Origin of the sequence: Bradyrhizobium genosp. SA-3 (assembly GCF_004212635.1) — a bacterium.
GTDB lineage: Bacteria > Pseudomonadota > Alphaproteobacteria > Rhizobiales > Xanthobacteraceae > Bradyrhizobium.
The window spans coordinates 27,379-48,356 of record NZ_PSRT01000051.1 but is presented as its reverse complement, the minus strand read 5'-3'; the positions used below and the strand labels follow the sequence as shown (position 1 = coordinate 48,356).

The 20,978-nt window shown below is 63.8% G+C and carries 17 protein-coding genes and 1 pseudogene; 7 read left to right on the top strand and 11 right to left on the bottom strand.

The window, feature by feature from the left end:
• The first annotated feature begins 94 nt into the window (after positions 1–94).
• Together CWO91_RS19350 and CWO91_RS45020 are read left to right on the top strand one after the other, a co-directional pair.
• The gene (locus CWO91_RS19350; RefSeq protein WP_283810978.1) at positions 95–1,831 is read left to right on the top strand and encodes an adenylate/guanylate cyclase domain-containing protein; all 1,737 of its coding nucleotides are present in this window, start codon (positions 95–97) and stop codon (positions 1,829–1,831) included.
• A 121-nt stretch (positions 1,832–1,952) separates the two neighbouring features.
• Positions 1,953–2,075, top strand: coding sequence for a hypothetical protein (locus CWO91_RS45020; RefSeq protein ID WP_276339337.1), 123 nt, complete (start codon positions 1,953–1,955; stop codon positions 2,073–2,075).
• A 193-nt stretch (positions 2,076–2,268) separates the two neighbouring features.
• Here the strand turns inward: CWO91_RS45020 and mdoH are convergent, their stop codons facing one another.
• From mdoH to topA, 8 genes are all read right to left on the bottom strand, one after another.
• Positions 2,269–4,437, bottom strand: a complete 2,169-nt coding sequence (gene mdoH / locus CWO91_RS19345) for a glucans biosynthesis glucosyltransferase MdoH (protein WP_245471302.1) — start codon at positions 4,435–4,437, stop codon at positions 2,269–2,271.
• The gene (locus CWO91_RS19340; RefSeq protein ID WP_130215361.1) at positions 4,425–5,885 is read right to left on the bottom strand and encodes a glucan biosynthesis protein G; all 1,461 of its coding nucleotides are present in this window, start codon (positions 5,883–5,885) and stop codon (positions 4,425–4,427) included. The genes mdoH and CWO91_RS19340 overlap by 13 nt, the downstream gene beginning before the upstream one ends.
• Before the next feature lie 392 nt (positions 5,886–6,277).
• Positions 6,278–6,445 (bottom strand): 50S ribosomal protein L33, encoded by a 168-nt coding sequence (rpmG, locus tag CWO91_RS19330; RefSeq protein WP_007603295.1) that lies wholly within the window; start codon positions 6,443–6,445, stop codon positions 6,278–6,280.
• A 124-nt stretch (positions 6,446–6,569) separates the two neighbouring features.
• Positions 6,570–7,895: an LLM class flavin-dependent oxidoreductase gene (locus tag CWO91_RS19325; protein WP_130215340.1), complete on the bottom strand. Its 1,326-nt coding sequence runs from the start codon at positions 7,893–7,895 to the stop codon at positions 6,570–6,572.
• A gap of 281 nt (positions 7,896–8,176) precedes the next feature.
• Positions 8,177–8,929 carry an NUDIX hydrolase gene (locus tag CWO91_RS19320; protein WP_130215338.1) on the bottom strand — a complete coding sequence of 251 codons (753 nt, stop codon included), beginning with the start codon at positions 8,927–8,929 and terminating at the stop codon, positions 8,177–8,179.
• A gap of 31 nt (positions 8,930–8,960) precedes the next feature.
• On the bottom strand, positions 8,961–9,401 hold the full coding sequence (locus tag CWO91_RS19315) for a DUF983 domain-containing protein (RefSeq protein ID WP_130215336.1): 441 nt from the start codon (positions 9,399–9,401) through the stop codon (positions 8,961–8,963).
• Complete coding sequence (rnr, locus tag CWO91_RS19310; RefSeq protein WP_130215334.1) at positions 9,395–11,749, bottom strand: ribonuclease R; 2,355 nt, start codon at positions 11,747–11,749, stop codon at positions 9,395–9,397. The genes CWO91_RS19315 and rnr overlap by 7 nt, the downstream gene beginning before the upstream one ends.
• A 7-nt stretch (positions 11,750–11,756) precedes the next feature.
• Positions 11,757–14,507: a type I DNA topoisomerase gene (gene topA, locus CWO91_RS19305; protein ID WP_130215332.1), complete on the bottom strand. Its 2,751-nt coding sequence runs from the start codon at positions 14,505–14,507 to the stop codon at positions 11,757–11,759.
• 323 nt (positions 14,508–14,830) lie between these two features.
• Between topA and CWO91_RS44345 the strand changes: the two genes are divergently transcribed.
• A complete protein-coding gene (locus CWO91_RS44345) occupies positions 14,831–14,974 on the top strand; it encodes a hypothetical protein (RefSeq protein WP_245471301.1) in 144 nt (47 codons plus the stop codon).
• Positions 14,975–15,146: 172 nt separating this feature from the next.
• Here CWO91_RS44345 and CWO91_RS19295 read toward each other — a convergent pair whose 3' ends face one another.
• Positions 15,147–15,623, bottom strand: a complete 477-nt coding sequence (locus CWO91_RS19295) for a winged helix-turn-helix transcriptional regulator (protein ID WP_130215328.1) — start codon at positions 15,621–15,623, stop codon at positions 15,147–15,149.
• A 122-nt stretch (positions 15,624–15,745) separates the two neighbouring features.
• Here CWO91_RS19295 and CWO91_RS19290 point away from each other — a divergent pair, with 122 nt between their 5' ends.
• Together CWO91_RS19290 and CWO91_RS19285 are read left to right on the top strand one after the other, a co-directional pair.
• Positions 15,746–16,519 carry an SDR family oxidoreductase gene (locus tag CWO91_RS19290; protein ID WP_165405549.1) on the top strand — a complete coding sequence of 258 codons (774 nt, stop codon included), beginning with the start codon at positions 15,746–15,748 and terminating at the stop codon, positions 16,517–16,519.
• A gap of 166 nt (positions 16,520–16,685) precedes the next feature.
• Positions 16,686–16,856 carry a hypothetical protein gene (locus CWO91_RS19285; RefSeq protein ID WP_130215324.1) on the top strand — a complete coding sequence of 57 codons (171 nt, stop codon included), beginning with the start codon at positions 16,686–16,688 and terminating at the stop codon, positions 16,854–16,856.
• 66 nt (positions 16,857–16,922) lie between these two features.
• On the opposite strand, the gene CWO91_RS19280 is transcribed toward CWO91_RS19285, so the two are convergent.
• Positions 16,923–17,531 (bottom strand): FMN-dependent NADH-azoreductase, encoded by a 609-nt coding sequence (locus CWO91_RS19280; protein ID WP_130215322.1) that lies wholly within the window; start codon positions 17,529–17,531, stop codon positions 16,923–16,925.
• 83 nt (positions 17,532–17,614) lie between these two features.
• Here CWO91_RS19280 and CWO91_RS19275 point away from each other — a divergent pair, with 83 nt between their 5' ends.
• Complete coding sequence (locus CWO91_RS19275) at positions 17,615–18,061, top strand: winged helix-turn-helix transcriptional regulator (protein WP_130215320.1); 447 nt, start codon at positions 17,615–17,617, stop codon at positions 18,059–18,061.
• Positions 18,062–18,298: 237 nt separating this feature from the next.
• Here CWO91_RS19275 and dprA read toward each other — a convergent pair.
• A pseudogene (gene dprA / locus CWO91_RS19270) lies at positions 18,299–19,440 on the bottom strand (DNA-processing protein DprA).
• Between the two features lie 91 nt (positions 19,441–19,531).
• Here dprA and CWO91_RS19265 point away from each other — a divergent pair.
• Complete coding sequence (locus CWO91_RS19265; RefSeq protein ID WP_130215318.1) at positions 19,532–20,776, top strand: amidase; 1,245 nt, start codon at positions 19,532–19,534, stop codon at positions 20,774–20,776.
• The last annotated feature ends 202 nt before the right edge of the window (positions 20,777–20,978 follow it).

The window sequence follows — 20,978 nt, the reverse complement described above, 5'->3', positions numbered from 1 at the left end:
TGGCGCGGCGTCCAGACCCCAGCCCTTCGTCCGGCTGGGACGGAAGATGTTCATCCTGCTATATTAATTCCAAACTGGCAGGGTGGCGGTGGCTATGGCGCGCGTTGAGAGACGATTAGCGGCGGTGCTGGCAGCGGACGTTGCCGGTTATTCGCGGTTAATGGGCGCCGATGAGGTCGGCACGCTCGAAGCCCTTAAGGTCATCCGCCGCGAAATCGTCGATCCAGCCATTGCGGAGCACAAGGGCAGGATCGTCAAGACGACTGGCGATGGCCTCCTGGTCGAATTCGCCAGCGCTGTCGACGCGGTTACTTGCGCCATGGCCGTTCAAGAGAAGATGGCCGGCCGGGAAGGACAGATTGCCTTTCGCATCGGCATCAACATCGGCGACATTATCAGCGACGAAAACGACATCTTTGGTGATGGCGTGAATGTGGCCGCACGCGTTGAGAACGAGTGCGCGCCGGGCGGCGTGTGCTTGTCGGGAAGTGCGTTCGAACAAGTCAGGGGAAAAACGACATTCGAGTTCGATGATCTAGGCGAACGATCGCTGAAGAACATCGATCGGGCGGTTCGACTATATGGAGTCAAGCTTGCCAATGCGAAGCCAGCGACTGCGGAGAGCAATCGACTGCTGTCATTGCCCGACAAACCTTCAATCGCGGTTCTCCCGTTTCAGAATATGTCCGGTGACCCGGAACAGGAGTACTTCGCCGATGGCATGGTGGAGGACATCATCACTGCGCTGTCCCGCTTCAAATGGCTGTTCGTGATCGCCCGCAATTCGACCTTTACCTATAAGGGGCGGTCCGTTGACATCAGGCAGGTTGGACGCGAACTGGGCGTTCGTTACGTGTTGGAAGGCAGCGTGCGACGGGTGGCCGACCGCGTACGGATCACAGCGCAGCTGATTGATGCAGAGACCAGGGCCCATATCTGGGCAGATCGCTACGACCGCGCCGTCGACGACATCTTTGCCTTGCAGGACGAAATTACCGTGAGCACTGTCGCCGCGATCGAGCCCAGCGTGCGTCAGGCCGAAATTGAACGGGCGAAGCGCAAGCGACCTGATAATCTCGACGCCTACGACCTCGTGTTACGTGCGACGCCGCTGGTGGATACCGGGATGCCGGAGGGCGCGTCGCAGGCAGTGCCACTTCTCGAGCGCGCACTTCTACTCGAGCCGAACTACGCGCTCGCGCACGGCCAGACGGCCTTTTGCAATGAAATACTATATCTCCGAGCGGGAAGGCGTGAAGGCAATCGCACGGCCGCGATAAGGCACGCGCATACTGCAGTGGCGCTTGGCCCCGACGATGCCCCGGCACTCGTCTACGCCGCAATCGCTATCGGTCTCGTCGAACATGACCGTGTCTTGGCTCTGGAAACGTTCGAGGCCGCCCTGGCAATTTCCCCGTCGGCGGCGTGGGCCTATTCCTGGGGCGCGTTGATCTTGGGCTGGGGAGGGGAAGCCGAGCGTGCCATCGAATGGGGCGAGCGGGGTATCCGCCTTAGTCCATTCGATCCGTGGATTACCGCAGCGCTGCATGGCATCTGCATGGGTCATTTTCTTCGCGGACGCTATGAAGATGCCGCGGCGGCAGCGCAACGGGCCATTCGCAGCAAACCAGGTTTCAGCGTCTCGCACATGTTTCTGGCAGCGTCGCTTGCCAAACTCGGACGAATGGAAGATGCGAACGCAGCCGCCGAGCGCGTGATGCAACTTCAACCCAATTTCAGCAGCAATGGTCAGTGCTCCGCCATCGGCTGCGTGCCGGTGCTCGCAACACCCCTCATCGAAGCGATGCGCGCTTCAGGTCTTCCCGAATAACCGGGATCCGCCACCAGGCGGCCGATGCGTCAGTACAGTTGACTTTTAACCGAAGTTCCACAGGGCTAGGCTGCCGAGATTAATGATCGCGCTCCCGCCAGATGGTGAGAGGAGGCGTGGCATGATCGAGCAGCCGCACTTTGACGCGTATTCAATCCCAGCACGTATCTGCTTTACCGTTGCATTGCTTGGTTGTGCCGTACTGATCGCCGTGTTGGTTACGAGCGTCTACTTCCTGGAATAAGGTGCTGGAGTGAACCTTCGCGACGAACCAGGCTCGCGCCATCGGCACGGCGGCTGGGTGAACGCTGACCGCCCGTTCCGGCATTGGGAGCCGCCGGATCCGCGAAGCCATCGATGGCGGCCAGAACGCCGACCGGTGGCTTGGTCATTGCGCAGCGAAGCAATGCAGAGCGCGTCCTGCTTGCGCGAGCACTCTACCGACGACCCCAAATACTGGGCTCCCTATCGTTACCTGCGCGAGGCATCTCAAGGACCCTCTGGAGCAGCGTGGGATGGCCAAGAACGGCGCGCAATTCCGGCCTTTCGAGCCATGCGGCTGCATCCTCCAAGCTTTCGCATTCCTCGAGCTTGGTGGTTGCCGTCGCCAAAGGCACGTCGACAGTGCCAAATTTGCGCGGCCTGGCAAGCGATAGCGATCCCAAATGCTGGCCTAGCAGTTCCGGATCCTGGCTGAGCTGGTGCAGGGCCCCGGCTATCGCTGTTGGCTCAGATGCGGCGAGTTCGTTTGCACGGAGCACTACAGCGGGCGGGTCGTTGGTTTCCGGCGTGGCAAAAAGTCCGGGCTTCTTCAGTCGTGCAGACGTCATGAGACCCAACGGGATTGAAAGCAGAAGACCCAGCACGACAGGCGACATCCAAAGCAGCAGCGGCAGAGAGACCGAGTAGGCACTGAGCAACAGGGCCAATCCGCAGAGCGTGGGGCCGGCGAGCTTGCGATAGATTTCGCTTCGAGCCAGGTAGCCATCGCTTCGGCGCTGCACCTGCCAGCCCGCGTCCCGGCCAGCTAGAATTTCAAACACGGCCTTGGTCTGGAGGATCATCATGCACGGAGCGATCAAAGCCGTAAGAAATGTCTCGCAAACGACGCCGGCCAATACGCGAGGACTCCCTGCGAATCCGATCCGCTCTCTTCGATTGCCGATCAGCACCAGATAGGCCAGCAGCTTCGGCAGGATCAGAAGTCCCATTGTCGCTGCAAAGATCTGGGCGGCAAGCACCGGGTCCTGTTGCGGCCAGGTCGGAAACAAACTGAAGCCTTTGGGAAAATATTCCGGTCGGATGAAGTGCGCCTGCAGTGCAATCAGCAGGCCGAGTACCAGGAATAGAAACCACAGGGGCGCGGTGACATAGGAGCCGATGCCTGTAAGCAAATGCAGCCGCGACACCCAGTGTAGCCCGCGCGCGGGCAACACCGCGAGATGCTGAAGGTTACCCTGGCACCAGCGACGATCTCTTGCCGCAAAGTCCAGTAGTGAGGGCGGGGCTTCTTCGAAGCTGCCGCCGAGGGCCGGTGCCAGATAGATTGCCCAGCCCGCGCGGCGCATCAACGCGGCCTCGACAAAATCATGGCTTAAGATGTGACCCCCGAAAGGCTTACGGCCGCTCAGCTCCGGCAGGCCGGCCTCCGCAGCGAACGCCCGCACCCGGATGATGGCGTTATGGCCCCAGTAATTGCTGTCGCCACCGTGCCACCAGGCATTGCCGGCTGCAATGATGGGGCCGTAAACACGCCCCGAGAATTGCTGCAGCCTACTGAACATTGTGCGCGCGTTGACGATGACCGGCTGCGTCTGGATCAGCGCAGCAGCGGGATGGGACTCCATCGCGTGGACAAGGCGAACTATTGTGTCGCCTTCCATGAGGCTGTCCGCGTCGAGAACGATCATGTGATCATAGGCCGCCCCAAACTTCATGACCCAGTCGGCGATATTGCCGGACTTGCGCGCGATGTTATTGGAGCGATGCCGGTAGTACAGCCGAGCGGCGCCGGAGGCGTGGCGCAGCCGAATGAACGTCATCTCTTCACGAATCCAGATGTCGGGGTCGGTCGTATCGCTCAGTAAAAACCAGTCGAACTGGTCCCCATATCCGGTCGCTTGAACTGATTCATACATAGCGCGTAGCCGCGCCATGAGATGATGCGGGTCCTCATTATAGGTGGGTAGCAGCATGGCTGTGCGCGAGGTGACAGGAGGCAGTGAGCCCGTCGCATCGATCGGCAGAAAAGGCCGGCTGCGCGTGAGCAGCACGAAAAATCCGGCGAGCGCGGACATGAAGGAGAGCGCGACCCATGCGAGCAGCACGAGGAAAAACCCGAGCAGCACCGCCTCGAGAAAGGTTACGCCGCCAACTTTCACCACGTCATACATGCCGTAGCCGCCCGCAAGCGTCAGCACCCCAGTGCCGACAAAAATAAAGACGCGGCGAACCATCAAAGTGGTACCCGAATGCACCGGCGACCGGTTAGCTTCAGTCGCGCGATCCAGCCGGCAAGGCAGCATCGGCAGCGGACTTTCCGGCGGCAGAAATGGGCTGCCAGGGGCGTTCGGCGAAGGCGTCGGCGACGGTCTCAGGGCGTCCATCGATAGGTCCACACTTCGGAGACTGGCACTTCGTTTTGCGCCAGGAAAGCTCGCAATTCGATTGCGGCTTGCTTCTTGACCGAGCATTGGAAGCTCAGACGCCATCCACCTGTCATGGGATTAGGTTGCGTGACGATGTTGCTGACTTCGGCTTTTGCAGCGGTCACCACGCCTTTGATGGTCTTGGCATCGATGCCTTTGAGTCGGTCCCCCATCAGTTCCAGCACGAACAATTTGCTATCGTCACCCCGGCTTCCGATCCCCGTTCGCGTGAACCGTGCGAGGGCCTCCGGTTTGGGGCCGTCCTGCCCCCAGTGCAGCCGATAGGTGAAGATGTGTTCGCTTCTGGCTGTCAGCGGCTGCTTGGGTTGCCAGAGCGCTGCGATGTTGTCGTGGACCTCCTCCTTGGTAGGTATCTCGAACAATTTCACCGCTCCTTCGCCCCAATCTCCGATCGGCTCGAACCATAGGCTTGGGCGCTTTTCGAAGCTGGATTCGAGATCCTGATAGGCGATGAAATTCCTCTCCCGCTGCATCAGGCCGAAGCCGCCCGGATTGACATCGGCAAAGCTGCTGACCTGCAGATCGTGCGGATTGTTCAGGGGGCGCCAGAGTTGCTCACCTCTGCCGTTGAAGATCGCAAGTCCATCCGAGTCGTGAACCGCGGGGCGGAAATCGTCAAAATCTTTGCGATCGTTCGGCCCGAAGTAGAACATGCTGGTCATAGGCGCCAGCCCGGCATGCTCGATGTCTACCCGCGGATAGAGGGCCATCTCGACGTCGAAAACTGTGCTTTGGCCGGGCCGGATCGTGAATCGGTAGCTTGCGGCCGCACTCTTGCTGTCCAGCAGCGCGTGTACCACGATGGAAGAGGCATTCGGCGCCGGCTTCTCCAGCCAGAAAGCCTTGAATACCGGGAACTCTTCGCCCTTGCTCTCGCCGGTATCGATCGCTAGTCCGCGCGCGGACAGGCCATACGTCAGTCCTTTCGCGACTGCTCGGAAGTAACTGGCGCCCAGGAACACACAAACTTCATCGTAGTAATCCGGCCTGTTGATCGGAGCGTGAATGCGGAATCCGCTAAACCCGATGTCGACATCCGGCCATTGTCCGAGACCCTCACCGAACGAGAAGTCGTCGCGCCGATACGGGATCGGCATGAAGCTCCCGTTCACCACCTGAAAAATCTCGACCCGGTTCTTGTAGAAAAAGCCGCGGTGAAAAAATTGCACTTCGAACGGTAGCTTCTCATCACGCCACAACGCCTTCTCAGGCGTGAAGCGAATTGATCGGTATTGATCGTAGTTGAGATTCTTCAGTGCGTCCGGCAGCTTCTCGTCCGGAGGCTCGAATGATTTCGCGGCAAGGGCGCGGGCAAGCTCGCGCACGTAGGACGGGCTGAATGGCGGGGCGGAGCCCGTCTGAGCCTTCGCTGCACGCAGCAGCATGGTGGCGGCCGAGAAGGCAGCCGATGCGCGAAGAACTTGCCGGCGGTTCACCCTTGCGTCTCCCCGTTCAAAACAGGTGGGGAAACGGCCTATGTTCTCCAGAGTTCCGTGCGGGTAAGGGATGTGACACTGCTGACTTCAGCAAAATGTGCGGACGGACTCAGGAGAGGGCCTGCAGCAATGGCAGAACGACCCTGGATTGCTTCGTCGCATCAGCGCAAAATTGCTTTGCAATTTTGTCGCGAGCTCCTCGCAATGACGGCGTGGAGAAATGGTAGCGCGTCAATTTCTGTCTCGTGCCCCGGACGCAGCGCCTCTGGAGAGGGGTGAGCGGGCAAAATAGAAACGGGGCCCGAAAGGGCCCCGCAAAACTCTTCAACGCTGCGCCGATCTTACTTGATCTTGGCTTCGCGGAATTCGACGTGCTTGCGCGCGACCGGATCGTACTTCTTCTTGACCAGCTTGTCGGTCATGGTGCGCGAATTCTTCTTGGCGACGTAATAGAAGCCGGTGTCGGCCGAGGACACGAGCTTGACCTTGATGGTGACCGCTTTGGCCATGTTCAGAACCTCAGGAATAAAGGGAATCTGGAGCCGGCCAAACGGCCCGCGTTGGCCGGCAACCTAGCCAGAAACCGCCTGATGTCAAGGTTTTAGGGGGCAAAAAGCGGCCAAATCGGCCCGATCAGGCCTCAAAGAACCGATTTTTCGGCCGCGGCAGGCCCAGATTCTCCCTCAAAGTAGGCCCTTCATACTCTTTGCGGAAAATCGCGCGGCGCTGCAGCTCCGGCACGACCTTGTCGACGAAATCGTCGAGGCCGGCGGGTAGGAACGGGAACATGATGTTGAAGCCGTCGGAGCCGCGTCCGACCAGCCATTCCTCCATCTGGTCGGCGATGGTCTTGGCCGTGCCGACGAAGGACAGGCCGCCATAGCCGCCGACGCGCTGGGCGAGCTGGCGCACGGTGAGCTTGTCGCGGGCGGCGAGATCGACCATGCGCTGGCGGCCGCTCTTGCTGGCATTGGTCTCGGGGATGTCGGGGAGAGGGCCGTCCGGATCGAAGCCGGAGGCATCGGTCCCGAGAATGACGGACAGCGAGGCGATGGCGCTGTCGTAATGCACGCGGCTGTCGAGCAGCGCGCGCTTCTCCTTGGCTTCATCGACGCTGTCGCCGACGACGACGAAGGCGCCGGGCAGGATCTTCAGATGTTCGGGATCGCGGCCGATCTTCTCCATGCGGCCCTTGATGTCGGCATAGAGCTTTTGCCCGTCGGCGAGGCTGCCGCCGCCGGTGAACACGGCTTCAGCCGTTTCGGCCGCGAGCTGCTTGCCGTCTTCGGAGGCACCAGCCTGCACGATCACCGGCCAGCCCTGCACCGGGCGGGCGATGTTGAGGGGGCCGCGCACCCTGAGATATTTGCCGTAATGATCGAGCGTGTGCATCTTCGCGGGATCGAAGAACAGGCCGGTCTCGACGTCGCGCACGAAGGCATCGTCGGCGAAGGAGTCCCAGAGCCCGGTGACGACGTCGTAGAATTCGCGGGCGCGCCTGTAGCGCTCGGCGTGCTCCATGTGATCGTCGAGGCCGAAATTCAGCGCCGCGTCCGGATTCGAGGTGGTGACGATATTCCAGCCGGCGCGGCCGCCGCTGATGTGATCGAGCGAGGCGAAGCGGCGCGCGACGTGATAGGGCTCGTCGAACGTGGTCGAGCCGGTGGCGATCAGGCCGATGCGCTCGGTGACGGCCGACAGCGCCGAGAGCAGCGTGAACGGCTCGAATGACGTCACCGTGTGGCTGCGCTTGAGTGCATTGATCGGCATGTTCAAGACGGCGAGGTGATCGGCCATGAAGAAGGCGTCGAACTTGCCGGCCTCGAGCTTCCTAATCAGCTGCTTGATGTGACTGATGTTGAAATTGGCGTCGGGCCAGGCCCCGGGATAGCGCCAGGCGCCGGTGTGGATGCTGATCGGGCGCATGAACGCGCCAAGCTTGAGTTGCCGTTGTGCCATCGCCCGGTGTCCGTTTTGGGTGTCGTTGGGGAAAGACATAGGCACGCGGCGGAACTCCGCCATTGGCGGCGGCGGGAAGATTTTTTTGTTTTTTGCAGATCTCTCAGCACGTCATTCCGGGGCGCGCCTCTTGGCGCGAGCTATGATGCGCAATCGCGCATCTGAGAATCCATCGAGCCGCGGAGACGGTGGATGAATGGATTCCGGGTTCGCGCTGCGCGCGCCCCGGAATGACCAGTGGAGAGAGCCGCGCCCCGGAATGACGGAGAGGGGAGCGCCGCTCAGCTCAAAACATCCTTCTGCATCTTGCCGCCATAGAAATGGAAGAACGGCACCGGCGCATCGTGGCGCAGCGGGCCGGTGGCTAGGCGGGTGTCGAGCTCGTTGAGCACGTTGCGTGTCATCGGATGCAGATCGGCGAGCGGTTTTGAGCCGAGCTCGACCCAGACCAGCTCGACCAGCTCGGCATCGGCATGGATCACGCCGTCGACGCGGTGGGTGATCGCGGAGGCATCCGCGGTGAAGAAGCGGGTGTCGAAGCGCTTGACGCGGCCGGGCGGGGTGATGGCGCGGGCGATCAGGAACAGGCCGGAAGGATCGGGCAGCAGGCCGGCATCGGCGAACGGTTTCCAGGGGCCCTCGAGCTTGGGCACCTTGCCCTCCGCTTGGCGGCCGAGGCAGAGACCGGTCTCCTCGCAGGCTTCGCGGATCGCCGCAATGGCGAGCGACTTCGCGCGCGAGGCCGGGGTCTTCGGGCTGCCCTTGGCGAGATTGGCTTCGAGCTCTGTGGTGATAGGGGCGGCGCAGGGCACGCGATAATCGGCCTTGTCGACACGGCCGCCGGGGAAGACGAACTTTCCGGGCATGAACACCACCTTGTCGTGGCGCTTGCCGACCAGCACTTTCGGAACGGGCCCGCTCCGATCGACCAGGATCAGCGTCGCCGCATCCCTCGGGCGAAAATAGGGATGGTGGTCGGCTTCCTTCTCCTCGTGAACCCTGGCCTTCTCCACTGCCTGCGCCGTATCCGTCATATCCTCACCCAAACCGTTTTTTGCTTCTTGCTTACACAGGCGGAATACCATCCGGAGGGTTATCGTCAAACCCGTGCATGCGCAGAGCCCATTGCAAGCCGACCACAGCTCCCTTCACGGGCTGCAATAGCGCGAGCGAGGCGACGAAGGTGAAGGGCAGATAGGCTACGAAACTGAGCCAGACCGGCGTGGTGTAGTTGGTCTCGACCCAGAGGATGGCCGGCACCACGATGTGACCGACGATGACGATCACGAGATAGGCGGGCAGATCGTCGGCACGGTGCGGGGTGAAATCGAGGCCGCATGTGGCGCAATTGTCCGCCGTCTTCAGGAAGGCGCGGAACAGCTTGCCCTCGCCGCAGCGCGGGCAGCGGCCGCGAAAGCCGCGCTGCATTGCAGCCCACACATCGCGCTTCTCGACGAGGCCGGTCTCGCGCGTCCAGATCTTTGGGGCCGTGCTCATCGTCACCATGCCTTGCCTTTCTGTCCCTTGCCTTTGCCCCTGCTTTTTCCCTTGGCCTTCCTGCCCTTGGCAGATTTTTGCTTTTCCGGCTTGCGTTTTCTCTCCGGACTGCGGCCGGGATGCGGCTTGGACGATTTGCGCTGCGGGCGGAACGGCCGGCGCTCGCGGGGACTGGTCTCACGTTCTGACGACAGCAGCTCGAAGCGTAGCGCACCTGCGATGGGAGCTGCTTCTATCAGACGGACGTCGACGACGTCACCCAGCTGATACATTGTGCCGCTGCGCGTGCCGACCAGCGCGTGGCGGCTCTCGTCATAGTTGAAATATTCCGTGCCGAGGGATCGGATCGGGATCAATCCGTCCGCGCCGGTCTCGCTCAGCTTGACGAACAGGCCGGCGCGCGTGACGCCGGAGACGCGGCCCTGAAAACTCGCGCCGATGCGGTCGGCCAGGTGATGCGCGATCAGGCGATCGACGGTCTCGCGCTCGGCCTTCATCGCGCGCCGTTCGGTCAGCGAGATATGCGCGGCGACCTCGCCGAGACTTTCCGGCGTCTCGCTGTCGGGCAGGGCGCCTTCGCCGAGGCCGAGCGCGCGGACCAGCGCGCGGTGCACGATGAGGTCCGCATAGCGGCGGATCGGCGAGGTGAAATGCGCATAGCGGCGCAGGTTCAGGCCGAAATGACCGTAATTCTCCGCAGAGTATTCCGCCTGCGCCTGGGCGCGCAGCACGACCTCGCTTACGAGCGGGTAATAGTCGTGGCCTTCGAGCTGGGCCAGCACGCGGTTGAACAGGGTGGGGCGCAGCGCGCCTGATTTCGCGAAGGGAACGTCCAGCGTCTCCAGAAACTCGCTGAGCGCGTGGACCTTCTCCAGCGTCGGCTCGTCGTGCACGCGGTAGATCAGCGGCAGCGATTTCTTCTCCAGCATCTCGGCCGCGGCGACGTTGGCGAGGATCATGAACTCCTCGATCAGCTTGTGCGCGTCGAGACGTTCGGGCACGACGACGCGGTCGACCGTGCCGTCGCTCTTCAAAAGGATCTTGCGCTCGGGCAGATCGAGATTGAGCGGATCGCGCTCGTCGCGGGCGCGCTTGACGCAAGCATAGGCGGCGTAGAGCGGCCTCAGGATCGGATCGAGCAGCGGGCCGGTGGTGTCATCGGGTCGACCGTCGATCGCAGCCTGTGCCTGCGCATAATGCAGCTTTGCCGCCGAGCGCATCAGGATGCGGTGGAAGCTGTGGGAGCGCTTGCGGCCATCGGGTCCGATCACCATCCGCACCGCGAGCGCGCCGCGCGGCTCGCCCGGCACCAGCGAGCAGAGATTGTTGGAGATGCGCTCCGGCAGCATCGGCACGACGCGATCGGGGAAATAGACCGAGTTGCCGCGATCGAGCGCGTCGCGGTCGAGCGCGGTGCCCGGCCGGACATAGAAGCTGACATCGGCGATGGCGACGTTAACGATGAAGCCGCCCTTGTTATTGGGATCGTCGTCGGCCTGCGCGTGCACCGCGTCGTCGTGATCCTTCGCATCCGGCGGATCGATGGTGACGAGCGGCACGTCGCGCCAATCCTCGCGCCCTTTCAAATTGGCCGGCTCGGCGGCCTCTGCCTCGCGCTCGGCCGCGGGCGAGAATTGCAAGGGGATGTCGTGGGCATAGATCGCGATCAGGCTGATCGCCTTCTCCGACTTGACCGAGCCGAGCCTCTCCTTGACGCGGCCGGAGGCTAGCCCAAAGCCGCGCGAGCGGACGATGTCGACGCTGACGAGGTCGCTGTCCTGCGCGCCTTGTGTGTCGGTCTTCGCGATGTTCAATTCGCGATCGGCGAACTTCTTGTCGACGGGGACGAGCCGTCCGCCGCCTTCGGGCAGCGCGCGGAATACGCCGAGGATGCGGCTCTTGGCCTTGTCGATGAGCTTGATGATGCGGCCGCGATAGGCGGGGCCTTCGTCCTCGTCGGTGCGTTCGACGCGCAGGAGCGCGCGGTCGCCGACACCGGCGGCAGTGCCAGGCTTCGGCCGGCGCGGCATCTCGATCAGGATTTTGGGCGGCTCGCCGCTTTCGACTTCGTCCCATTCGGCCGGGGAGGCGATCAATTCGCCGTCGGAGTCGCGCCCGGTGATGTCGGCGAGCAGCGTCGGCGGAAGCGTGTCCGGCTCGGAGACCTTGTGGCGCTTCTTCTTGATGATGCCGTCGTCGGCGAGCTCGCGCAGCATGCGCCTGAGCTCGGCGCGATCGGCGTTCTTCAGGCCGAACTCGCGCGCAATTTCGCGGGTCCCAACCTTTCCGTGGTTTGCCTTGATGAAGGCGACGATGGCTGTCCGGTCGGGAAAGCCATGGTCATTCTTGCGTTTCACTTAACCTCTAATTCTTGCCGGCACTCTTCTTGGCCGGAGCCTTGGTGGCGGCTGCCTTGGTCGGCGACGTCTTGGCTGTCGACGACACGGCGGCGCGCGCCTTGCTGGTGGATTCGGTTTTCGATTTGGCCGCGGCTTTCTTCGCGGCCGGTTTCTTCGGCTTTGGCGCGACGTCCTCGCCGTCCGCAGCCTTCTCCGTAGCCTTCTTGGCCTTGGCGGGCTTGGCCGCCTTCTTCGCCTTGGTTTTGCCGCCGCCCTTGGCCGCGCGCTCGTCGATCAGTGCGATCGCCTGCGGCAGCGTGATGGCGTCCTTTTCGAACTCGGCCGGGATCGTCGCGTTGACGCCGCCTGCGGTGACGTAGGGGCCATAGCGGCCGCTCTTCACGGTGACGGTGCCGAGCGACGGATGATCGCCGATTGCCTTGCCGGGATCGGCGCCGAAGCGCCGGCTCGGGCCCTTGGCGACCTTTTCCGCGATCAGCGTCACCGCGCGGTTGAGGCCGATGTCGAACACCTCGTCGCCGGCCTCCAGGCTGGCGTAGGTCTTCTCGTGCTTCACGAACGGCCCGAAGCGTCCGAGGCCCGCCGTGATCGGCTGACCGGTCTCCGGGTGCTTGCCGATCTCGCGCGGCAGCGACAGCAGTTTCAGCGCAAGCTCGAGGTCGACATCGCTGGGCGAGGTGCCCTTCGGAATGCCTGCGCGCTTCGGCTTCTCGCCTTCCGCGTAATCCTTCTGCTCGCCGAGCTGGATGTAGGGGCCGAAGCGGCCGGCCTTGACCCAGACATCGAAGCCGGTCTCGGGGTCCTGGCCGAGCGAGCGGTCGGCGTTGGCTTCGCCATCGGCGGCGAGCTGGCGGGTGTAGCGGCACTCCGGATAGTTCGAGCAGCCGACGAAGGCGCCGAACTTGCCGGCCTTCAGGTTCAGCCGGCCGGTGCCGCAATTCGGGCACTGCCTGACGTCGCCGCCATCGGCGCGGGGCGGATAGATGTGCGGGCCCAGCATCTCGTCGAGCACATCAAGCACCTGCGCGACGCGCAAATCCTTGATGTCGTCGACGGCGCCGATGAAGTCGCGCCAGAAATCCTTCAGCACCTGCTGCCAGGAAATCTCGTTGTTGGAGATGCGGTCGAGCTGCTCTTCGAGGCCTGCCGTGAAATCGTATTCGACGTAGCGGCTGAAGAAGCTTTCGAGGAACGCGATCACGACGCGGCCCTTGTCCTCGCCATGCAGGCGCTTCTTCTCCAGCTTGACGTAGCCGCGGTCCTTCAGAACCTGGAGGATCGAGGCATAGGTCGAGGGCCGGCCGATACCGAGCTCTTCCATGCGCTTGACGAGGGATGCCTCAGAGAAGCGCGGCGGCGGCTCGGTGAAATGCTGGGTGACGGCGAGCGACTGCCGCTTCAGGGCTTCACCGGCGCTCATGCCGGGCAGGCGGCGGGAATCCTCGTCCTCCTCGTCGTCGCGGCCTTCCTGGTAGAGCGCGAGGAAACCGTCGAACTTGATGACCTGGCCCGTGGCCCGCAGCTCCAGCGTCCGGCCGCCGGCTTTTGCGGTGATGTCGACCGTGGTGCGCTCGAGCTCGGCCGCCTCCATCTGGCTCGCGATGGTACGCTTCCAGATCAGCTCATAGAGCCGGGCCTGATCGGCATCGAGCTTGCGGCTCATGCTGGCGGGACGGCGCGAGAGGTCGGTCGGACGGATCGCCTCGTGCGCTTCCTGCGCGTTCTTGGCCTTGGCCTGGTACTGGCGGGGAGCATCCGGCACATAGGCGTTGCCGTAATCTTCGCCGATCACCTTGCGCGCCTGGGTGATCGCCTCGGGGGCGATCTGCACACCATCGGTACGCATATAAGTAATGAGTCCGGTGGTCTCGCCGCCGATGTCGATGCCTTCATAGAGGCGCTGGGCGATGCGCATGGTGTGCGCCGGCGCAAAGCCGTATTTGCGGCTGGCTTCCTGCTGCAGCGTCGAGGTGGTGAAGGGCGCCTGCGGATTGCGCCGCGCGGGCTTGGCATCGACCGCGGTCACGGCGTAGGCGGCTGCTTCCAGCGCCTTCTTGAAGTCTTCGGCTTCCGCGCCGGTGCCGATATCGAGGCGCTGGATCTTCTTGCCGTCGGCGCCGACCAGGCGGGCCTCGAAGGCATCGCCGCGCGGGGTCAGCAGGGTCGCGACCAGCGACCAATATTCGCGCGGGACGAACTTCTCGATCTCGAGCTCGCGGTCGCAGACGAGGCGCAGTGCCACCGACTGCACGCGGCCGGCCGAGCGGGCGCCGGGCAGCTTGCGCCACAGCACGGGGGAGAGGGTGAAGCCGACCAGATAGTCGAGCGCGCGGCGCGCCATATAGGCGTCGACCAGTGCGCCGTCGATCTGGCGCGGATGCTTCATGGCTTCCGAGACCGCCTGCTTGGTGATGGCGTTGAACACCACGCGCTCGATCTTCTGGTCCTTCAGCGCGCGCTTCTCTTTCAGAATCTCCAGCACGTGCCAGGAGATGGCCTCGCCCTCGCGATCAGGGTCGGTGGCCAGAATCAGGCGGTCAGCGCCTTTCAGCGACCTCGCGATATCGTTGAGCCGTCCGGCGGCCTTGGGGTCGACCTCCCAGATCATCTTGAAATTGGCGTCGGGATCGACGGAGCCGTTCTTGGCGGGGAGGTCGCGGACATGGCCGAACGACGCCAGGACCTCGTAGGACGAGCCCAGATATTTGTTGATCGTCTTGGCTTTCGCCGGCGACTCCACAATGACGATATTCATGTAGTTCCAGTAACTTACGGGAAAATCTTGGGCCGAAAACGAAAGGACTCGGGTCGGCCGTTTCGACCCGAACATGGGTGGTGAGGCCGTTCCTGTCAAATCGGCGGGTGTTGAAAGCCGCCGCAATGGGAAAAGTTTCATATCGAGAAAGTTGCAAATTACCACCTTGGAGTTGCGGCCGATGTCGGCGTAATGTTTCTGCGGGGCATGGATTCGGGTGGGGTCTGGTGACTAGGCCAGGAAAGAAACGGGGGCGCGCCGGATCAGGCGCGCGGGTGGGCTCGCGTCACGAGGAACCGGGGGAGGGCGGTGCGGACGAGGCCGTGGCCTTCATTGCCGAGCAGACGGCTGCCCTGCGCAAACTCGCCGAGCGCCACAAGCTCGACGTGCTGTATTACCTCTTGGGCATGACCAAGCTCGAGGCCGACGAGCATTTGCGGCTGCGGAGCAGGCGCAAGCTGTCATAGCGGTGCGGCCAACATCAGATCCGTCATCCTGAGGCGCGAGTGGCGCGATGCCGGGCATCGCGCCGGGAGCCTCGAAGGATGAACGGCCGAGATGCAGCCGGGCGGTCGCCCTTCGAGGCTCGCCCTGCGGTATACCGCAGGACGAGCACCTTCAGGATGACGGTGAGAGACCTCAGTGCGCTGCGGCCGACCGCCGCCGCGGTGCCGGCCGCAACTTCAGGGTGGTGTCGGCCGGGCTGAGCAGGCGGCCGTCCTCGGCGCGCATTTCGAGCTTCTTCACCGGGCGGCCCTTGGCGCAATCGACCAGGATGGTCGCGATCTCCTCGGGGTGGTCGTCGAACTCCTCGCTCCATTGTCGCAGCGCCACCAGGATCGGGAAGGTGCCGCGGCCCTTCGGCGTCAACACGTATTCCTGGTAGGCGCTGCCGTCGGAGGCGGGGGCGGTCGCCAGAATGCCGTGATCGACCAGCGCGCGCAGCCGCGCGGCCAGGATGTTCTTGGCCATGCCGAGCTTGCTCTGGAATTCGCCGAAACGGCGTACGCCGAACAGCGCCTCGCGGATGATCAGCAGCGACCACCAGTCGCCGAGTTCTTCCAGCGATCGCGCGATCGGGCAGGCATCGCCCTCAAAGCTCGTTCGTTTCACCATGGTCTCGTCTCTATCGCTCCGTCGGAGTGGGCGGGTCCGATCACGCGCTTGTGTGGTTGCATTATAAAACCATTTGCCCTAGATGGCAATTTAGTTTCATCATGCAACTACTGGAGGCGAGCGTGAGACTGAAGAACAAGACGGCCCTGATCACGGGCGGCAACAGCGGCATTGGCCTTGCGACCGCAAAGCTGTTCGTAGCCGAGGGCGCCAAGGTCGTGATCACCGGGCGCAACAAGGAGACGCTGGAGGCGGCCGCGAAAGAGCTCGGGCCGAATGCGCTGGCGCTCGCCGCCGACGCCACTGACATCGCCGCGACGGAAGCCGCGATCAAGAAGGGCACCGAGGCGTTCGGCAAGTTCGACGTCGTCTTCGCCAATGCCGGCATCGCCGGCGGCACGCCGCTGGGCTCGGCGACGCTGGACGTCTTCGAGAAGGTCATCAGCACGAACCTCACCGGTGTTTTCTTCACCGTTCAGTCGGCGCTGCCCTATCTCAACGACAATGCCTCGATCATCCTCAACGGCTCGGTGATCTCGGTGCTCGGCATTCCCGGCTACTCGGCTTACGGCGCCGCGAAGGCCGGCGTTCGCGCGATGGCGCGGATCATGGCTTCAGAGCTGTCGCCGCGCGGCATCCGCGTCAACGTCGTCGCGCCCGGCGCGATCCGCACGCCGATCTGGGGACCTGCGGTCGCGACGCCCGAGGCCGAGAAGGCCTTCGAGAAGCGGATCGCGCTGTCGACGCCGCTCGGGCGCATCGGCGAAACGGATCACGTTGCGAAGACGGTGCTGTTCCTCGCCTCCGATGATTCCGCCCATGTGCAGGGCCAGGAGATCTTCGTCGACGGCGGCGCGGTGGCCTCTCCGAGCGGCGCGCCGATCTATCGCGGCTGATCAAACCAAGCGCAAATTGAATCGGCCGGCGCAGTGCGGTTGCGCCGGCCGGTTCCTGTGCCTTGCGGGATGTTTCCAAAATCTTGCGTAAGGTGTTGAACCTTCGCGCATACCGCCAATACATTCTTATGGGCAGGGTCAGAAGACTCATCTGAGGGAGTCTGCGATGCCGAAAGCAGCCCGTATTTTTTCCGCGATTCCATCACGGCGAAGATCCGCCGTTCCGGCGAAGCGTTCCGGTACATCCGAACTCGTCGCGGTCGCATTGTTTTCCGGAATTGGCCTGCTCGTCTCGCTCGTCGCCGTGATCCTGGGCATGCAGGGCGTCTGGATCTAGCTTCGCAGATCGTGCGACCGACGACCGGCCGCCGCAGACGATTTCGCGGCGACCGATCACGTGATCTCAAGCGGCGCGCAGGCTGGTTGCGGCCTGGAGCGCGCCGGTGAGAGCCTTCTCGCGGTGGTCCGGCCCGACCTGGATGCCGTCGGCAGGGATGAATTCGACGCTAGTGATACCCATGAAGCCGAACACCCAGCGCAGATAGGTTTCGAGATGCTCGCCGGCCGCGTATGGCGTCTCGGCACCGTAATAGCCGCCGCGTGAGATCGCGACGATCACGCGCTTGCCGCCGGCGAGCCCCTCCGGTCCGGTCGCGCCGTATTTGAACGTCTTCCCCGCCACCAGAATGCGGTCGATCCAGGCCTTGAGCTGGCTCGGGATCGTGAAATTGTACATGGGCGCACCGATCACGACGGTGTCGGCCGCCAAAAACTCGTCCAGCGCGGCTGCGCTCGCGGCGAGGTCGGGCGCGAGTTCCGCCGGCGCGGGTGCGCCTTGCGCGGCGGCCAGGTGCGAGCCGGAGAGGTGGGCGAGCGGGGTTTGGGTCAGGTCGCGATAGACGACTTCGAGCGAGGGCGTGGTTTGCCGGAGCCGGTCGACGATGGCGGCGGAAACCTGCCGGCTGACGGAGTGGGGGCCGAGGACGCTGGAGTCGAGATGGAGGAGTTTCATTTGGGATCACCCTGGTATAAGTTTGTAACCAGCGCTACATGAGTGACTATTGAAATCCCCGCAAGAACGCACTTTTTTGAGCCATGGGCACATTATTGAAACCTGAAAACACCGATTTGCCTGCTCCGCCGAGGCCAAATCCAAAGCCAGATACGAGGCCCGACCCAAGGCCGGATCCCAACCATGCGGATTGTCGTGGGGTCGCCTCCGTGCTGTCCCGTGTCGGCGACAAATGGAGCGTGTTCGTCATCATGATGCTCAGCGATGGGCCGAAGCGCTTCAATGAGCTGAAGCGCATGATCAACGGCATCTCGCAGCGGATGCTGACCTTGACGCTGCGCGGGCTGGAGCGCGACGGCCTCGTCACGCGCACGATCTTTCCCACCATCCCGCCGCGCGTGGATTATGAGCTGACCGATCTCGGCCGCGGGCTGTCGCAGCCTGTCGAAGCACTCGGCAAATGGGCAAAGGACCATCTGGGCCAGATCGAGGCGGCGCGGACGCAGTTCGATCGGCGCAACGACGGCTAGGGCGGAATCGATCTCGCATATGGGAGCGATTTCCCCTGTAGCCATCCTTCGAGACGCCCGCCGTTGGCGGGCCCTCAGGATGAGGATCGAGTGCGCGGCAGTCGTTTCAACGAGCGCCGATGCTGCTTAGCCTCATCCTGAAGGAGACCGCGAAGCGGTCGTCTCGAAGGACGAGGCGCGCACTGTGGTTGTGCAAAATGCCCTCCAGGGGAGGGTAAGAGTGCGCACACCAGCTCCCTAAAGCAGCGACACCAGCCCGCCGCCGTGACGCTCCAGCTTTCCGGCCAATTCGAGCTCCAGCAGCACGGTGCGCACGATTGCGGGCGAGGCGCCGGACATCCGCACGAGATCGTCGATCGAGATTGGGGCAGGGCCGAGCAGGCCGGTGATCTGGTCGCGATCGTGGCCTTGCGGATCGCTCTCGAACGGCTCGCTGTCGGGCTCGCTCGCCGGCTGCATCAGCGGGCGCTCCATGATCGGCTGCACCGCATTGACGATGTCGGCGGCCTCGGTGACGAGCGTTGCGCCCTGCTTGATCAGATCGTTGGTGCCGGCGGCGCGCGGATCGAGCGGCGAGCCGGGCACCGCGAACACCTCGCGGCCTTGTTCGGCCGCCATGCGCGCGGTGATCAGCGAACCCGAACGGTGCGCGGCCTCAACCACTACCACGCCGAGCGACGCACCGGAGATCAGGCGATTGCGGCGGGGAAAGTCGCGGGCGCGCGGCTCGTGGCCGAGCGGCATCTCGGAGATCGCAGCGCCCTCGTGGTCGAGGATCGCGGCGAGCAGATCGCCATGCTCGGGCGGATAGACGCAATCGTGCCCGCCGGCGAGCACCGCGATCGTGCCGCTTTCGACACTGGTGCGATGCGCGGCCTGGTCGATGCCGCGGGCGAGGCCGGAAATGACGACAAAACCAGCCTCGCCAAGCTCGCGCGCAAGCTGGCCGGCAAACGTCAGCCCGGCGCCGGAGGCATTACGCGAGCCGACGATCGCGATCATCGGTCGCATCAAGGTTTTCGCGTCTCCGCGCACGGCGAGCAATGGCGGCGCATCGTCGAGCGTTGCGAGCCGCGCCGGATAGCCGTCTTCGCCGGGCGCGAGCCAGGCGATGCCGAACTTGCGGCTTGCGGCGAGCTCGGCCTTCGCTTCATCGGCGCTACAAATGCGCCCCGATCGCTGCGCACCGCCACGCGCGCCAGATCCGGCAGCCGCTCCAGCGCTGCGCGCGCGGTGCCGAAATGGTCGACCAGCGAGCGGAAGGTGCGCGGCCCGACATTGTCGGAGCGGATCAGCCGCAGGCGGTCGATCCGCTCAGACTCGGTCAGCTCCACGCTTGGATTGATGGCGTCCACGGCGTCTCCTTGCAGGTACAGCATGGAACAACCTGAGGGCGTTGCGCAACAGTGACGTGCGCTTGCGCGACCGCGCCCCGATGCTAAAAGCGATGCCAATAAGAAGGATTTTGCCATGATCTCACTCGCCGACCTCCAGCGCCGCATTGAAGCCGGCGAGTTGTCGCCCGATGCCGCGATCGCGCAATCACACGCGGCGATCGAGGCCAAGGAGAAGGACGTCCGCGCCTTCGTCCGCCATGACAGGGCCGCGAAGGCGCAAGGCGCCGGTCCGCTGCGCGGTATCGCCGTCGGGATCAAGGACATCATCGACACCGCCAATATGCCGACCGAGATGGGCTCCGATATCTATCGCGGCTGGCAGCCGCGCTCGGATGCGCCGGTCGTGATGATGCTGAAGCGGGCGGGCGCCACCATCATCGGCAAGACCACGACCACGGCGTTCGCCTCGCGCGATCCCACGCCGACGCGCAATCCGCACAATACAGGCCATTCGCCGGGCGGCTCGTCCTCGGGTTCGGCGGCGGCGGTCGGCGCCGGCATGATCCCGCTGGCGCTGGGCACCCAGACCGGCGGCTCGGTGATCCGCCCCGCCGCCTATTGCGGGACCGCCGCGATCAAGCCGTCGTTCCGGATGCTGCCGACGGTCGGCGTCAAATGCTATTCATGGGCGCTCGACACGGTCGGCCTGTTCGGGGCGCGCGCGGAGGATCTCGCGCGCGGACTGCTGGCGATGACGGGGCGCAGCGAATTCTCCGGCATCGCCGCAGCGAAGTCGCCGCGCATCGCCGTGGTCAGGCAGGAGTTCGCCGGCGCCGTCGAGCCGGCGGCCGAAGAGGGACTGCAGGCCGCGATCAAGGCGGCGACGCGCGCCGGCGCCAGCGTGCAGACCATCGATCTGCCCGAAGCGGTGCAGGAGGCCTGGCGCATCCATCCGATCATCCAGGATTTCGAGGCGCATCGCGCGCTGGCCTGGGAATTTTCCGAACGCCACGATGAGATCGCGCCGATGCTGCGCGCCAGTCTCGATGCGACGGTCGGCCTGACGCCGAAGGAATATGACGAAGCGCGGCGGATCAGCCGCCGTGGCCGCCGCGAGCTCGGTGAACTGTTCGAGGGCGTCGACGTGCTCCTGACCTATTCCGCGCCGGGCACCGCGCCGGCCAAGGAGCTCGCGACCACAGGCGATCCCCGTTACAACCGGCTTTGGACGCTGATGGGCAATCCTTGCGTCAACGTGCCGGTGCTGAAGGTCGGCGGCCTGCCGATCGGCGTGCAGGTGATCGCGCGCTTCGGCAACGATCCGCTCGCACTTGCGGCGGCCTGGTTCCTGGAGGAGGCGCTGGCGAAATCAGGCTAGTGCGGGATGCGACTTGGTTGAATCGATGCGCGTCCGGGACTTGATACACCTCTCCCGTAGGGAGAGGTCGGATCGCATCGTGAGATGCGATCCGGGTGAGGGGTTACGACCTCACCGAATGCCGCGGCCCCTCACCCGGATTGCACTGGACGATGCTCCGCATCGCCAGACGCAATCCGACCTCTCCCCGTTGGGGAGAGGT

Bases quoted from the DNA above. Each gene is read 5' to 3' on its own strand.
- CWO91_RS19350 (WP_283810978.1), top strand. From the start codon at position 95: ATGGCGCGCGTTGAGAGACGATTAGCGGCGGTGCTGGCAGCGGACGTT.
- CWO91_RS45020 (WP_276339337.1), top strand. From the start codon at position 1,953: ATGATCGAGCAGCCGCACTTTGACGCGTATTCAATCCCAGCACGTATC.
- mdoH (WP_245471302.1), bottom strand. From the start codon at position 4,437: ATGGACGCCCTGAGACCGTCGCCGACGCCTTCGCCGAACGCCCCTGGC.
- CWO91_RS19340 (WP_130215361.1), bottom strand. From the start codon at position 5,885: ATGCTGCTGCGTGCAGCGAAGGCTCAGACGGGCTCCGCCCCGCCATTC.
- rpmG (WP_007603295.1), bottom strand. From the start codon at position 6,445: ATGGCCAAAGCGGTCACCATCAAGGTCAAGCTCGTGTCCTCGGCCGAC.
- CWO91_RS19325 (WP_130215340.1), bottom strand. From the start codon at position 7,895: ATGGCACAACGGCAACTCAAGCTTGGCGCGTTCATGCGCCCGATCAGC.
- CWO91_RS19320 (WP_130215338.1), bottom strand. From the start codon at position 8,929: ATGACGGATACGGCGCAGGCAGTGGAGAAGGCCAGGGTTCACGAGGAG.
- CWO91_RS19315 (WP_130215336.1), bottom strand. From the start codon at position 9,401: ATGGTGACGATGAGCACGGCCCCAAAGATCTGGACGCGCGAGACCGGC.
- topA (WP_130215332.1), bottom strand. From the start codon at position 14,507: ATGAATATCGTCATTGTGGAGTCGCCGGCGAAAGCCAAGACGATCAAC.
- CWO91_RS19295 (WP_130215328.1), bottom strand. From the start codon at position 15,623: ATGGTGAAACGAACGAGCTTTGAGGGCGATGCCTGCCCGATCGCGCGA.
- CWO91_RS19285 (WP_130215324.1), top strand. From the start codon at position 16,686: ATGCCGAAAGCAGCCCGTATTTTTTCCGCGATTCCATCACGGCGAAGA.
- CWO91_RS19280 (WP_130215322.1), bottom strand. From the start codon at position 17,531: ATGAAACTCCTCCATCTCGACTCCAGCGTCCTCGGCCCCCACTCCGTC.
- CWO91_RS19275 (WP_130215320.1), top strand. From the start codon at position 17,615: ATGGGCACATTATTGAAACCTGAAAACACCGATTTGCCTGCTCCGCCG.
- CWO91_RS19265 (WP_130215318.1), top strand. From the start codon at position 19,532: ATGATCTCACTCGCCGACCTCCAGCGCCGCATTGAAGCCGGCGAGTTG.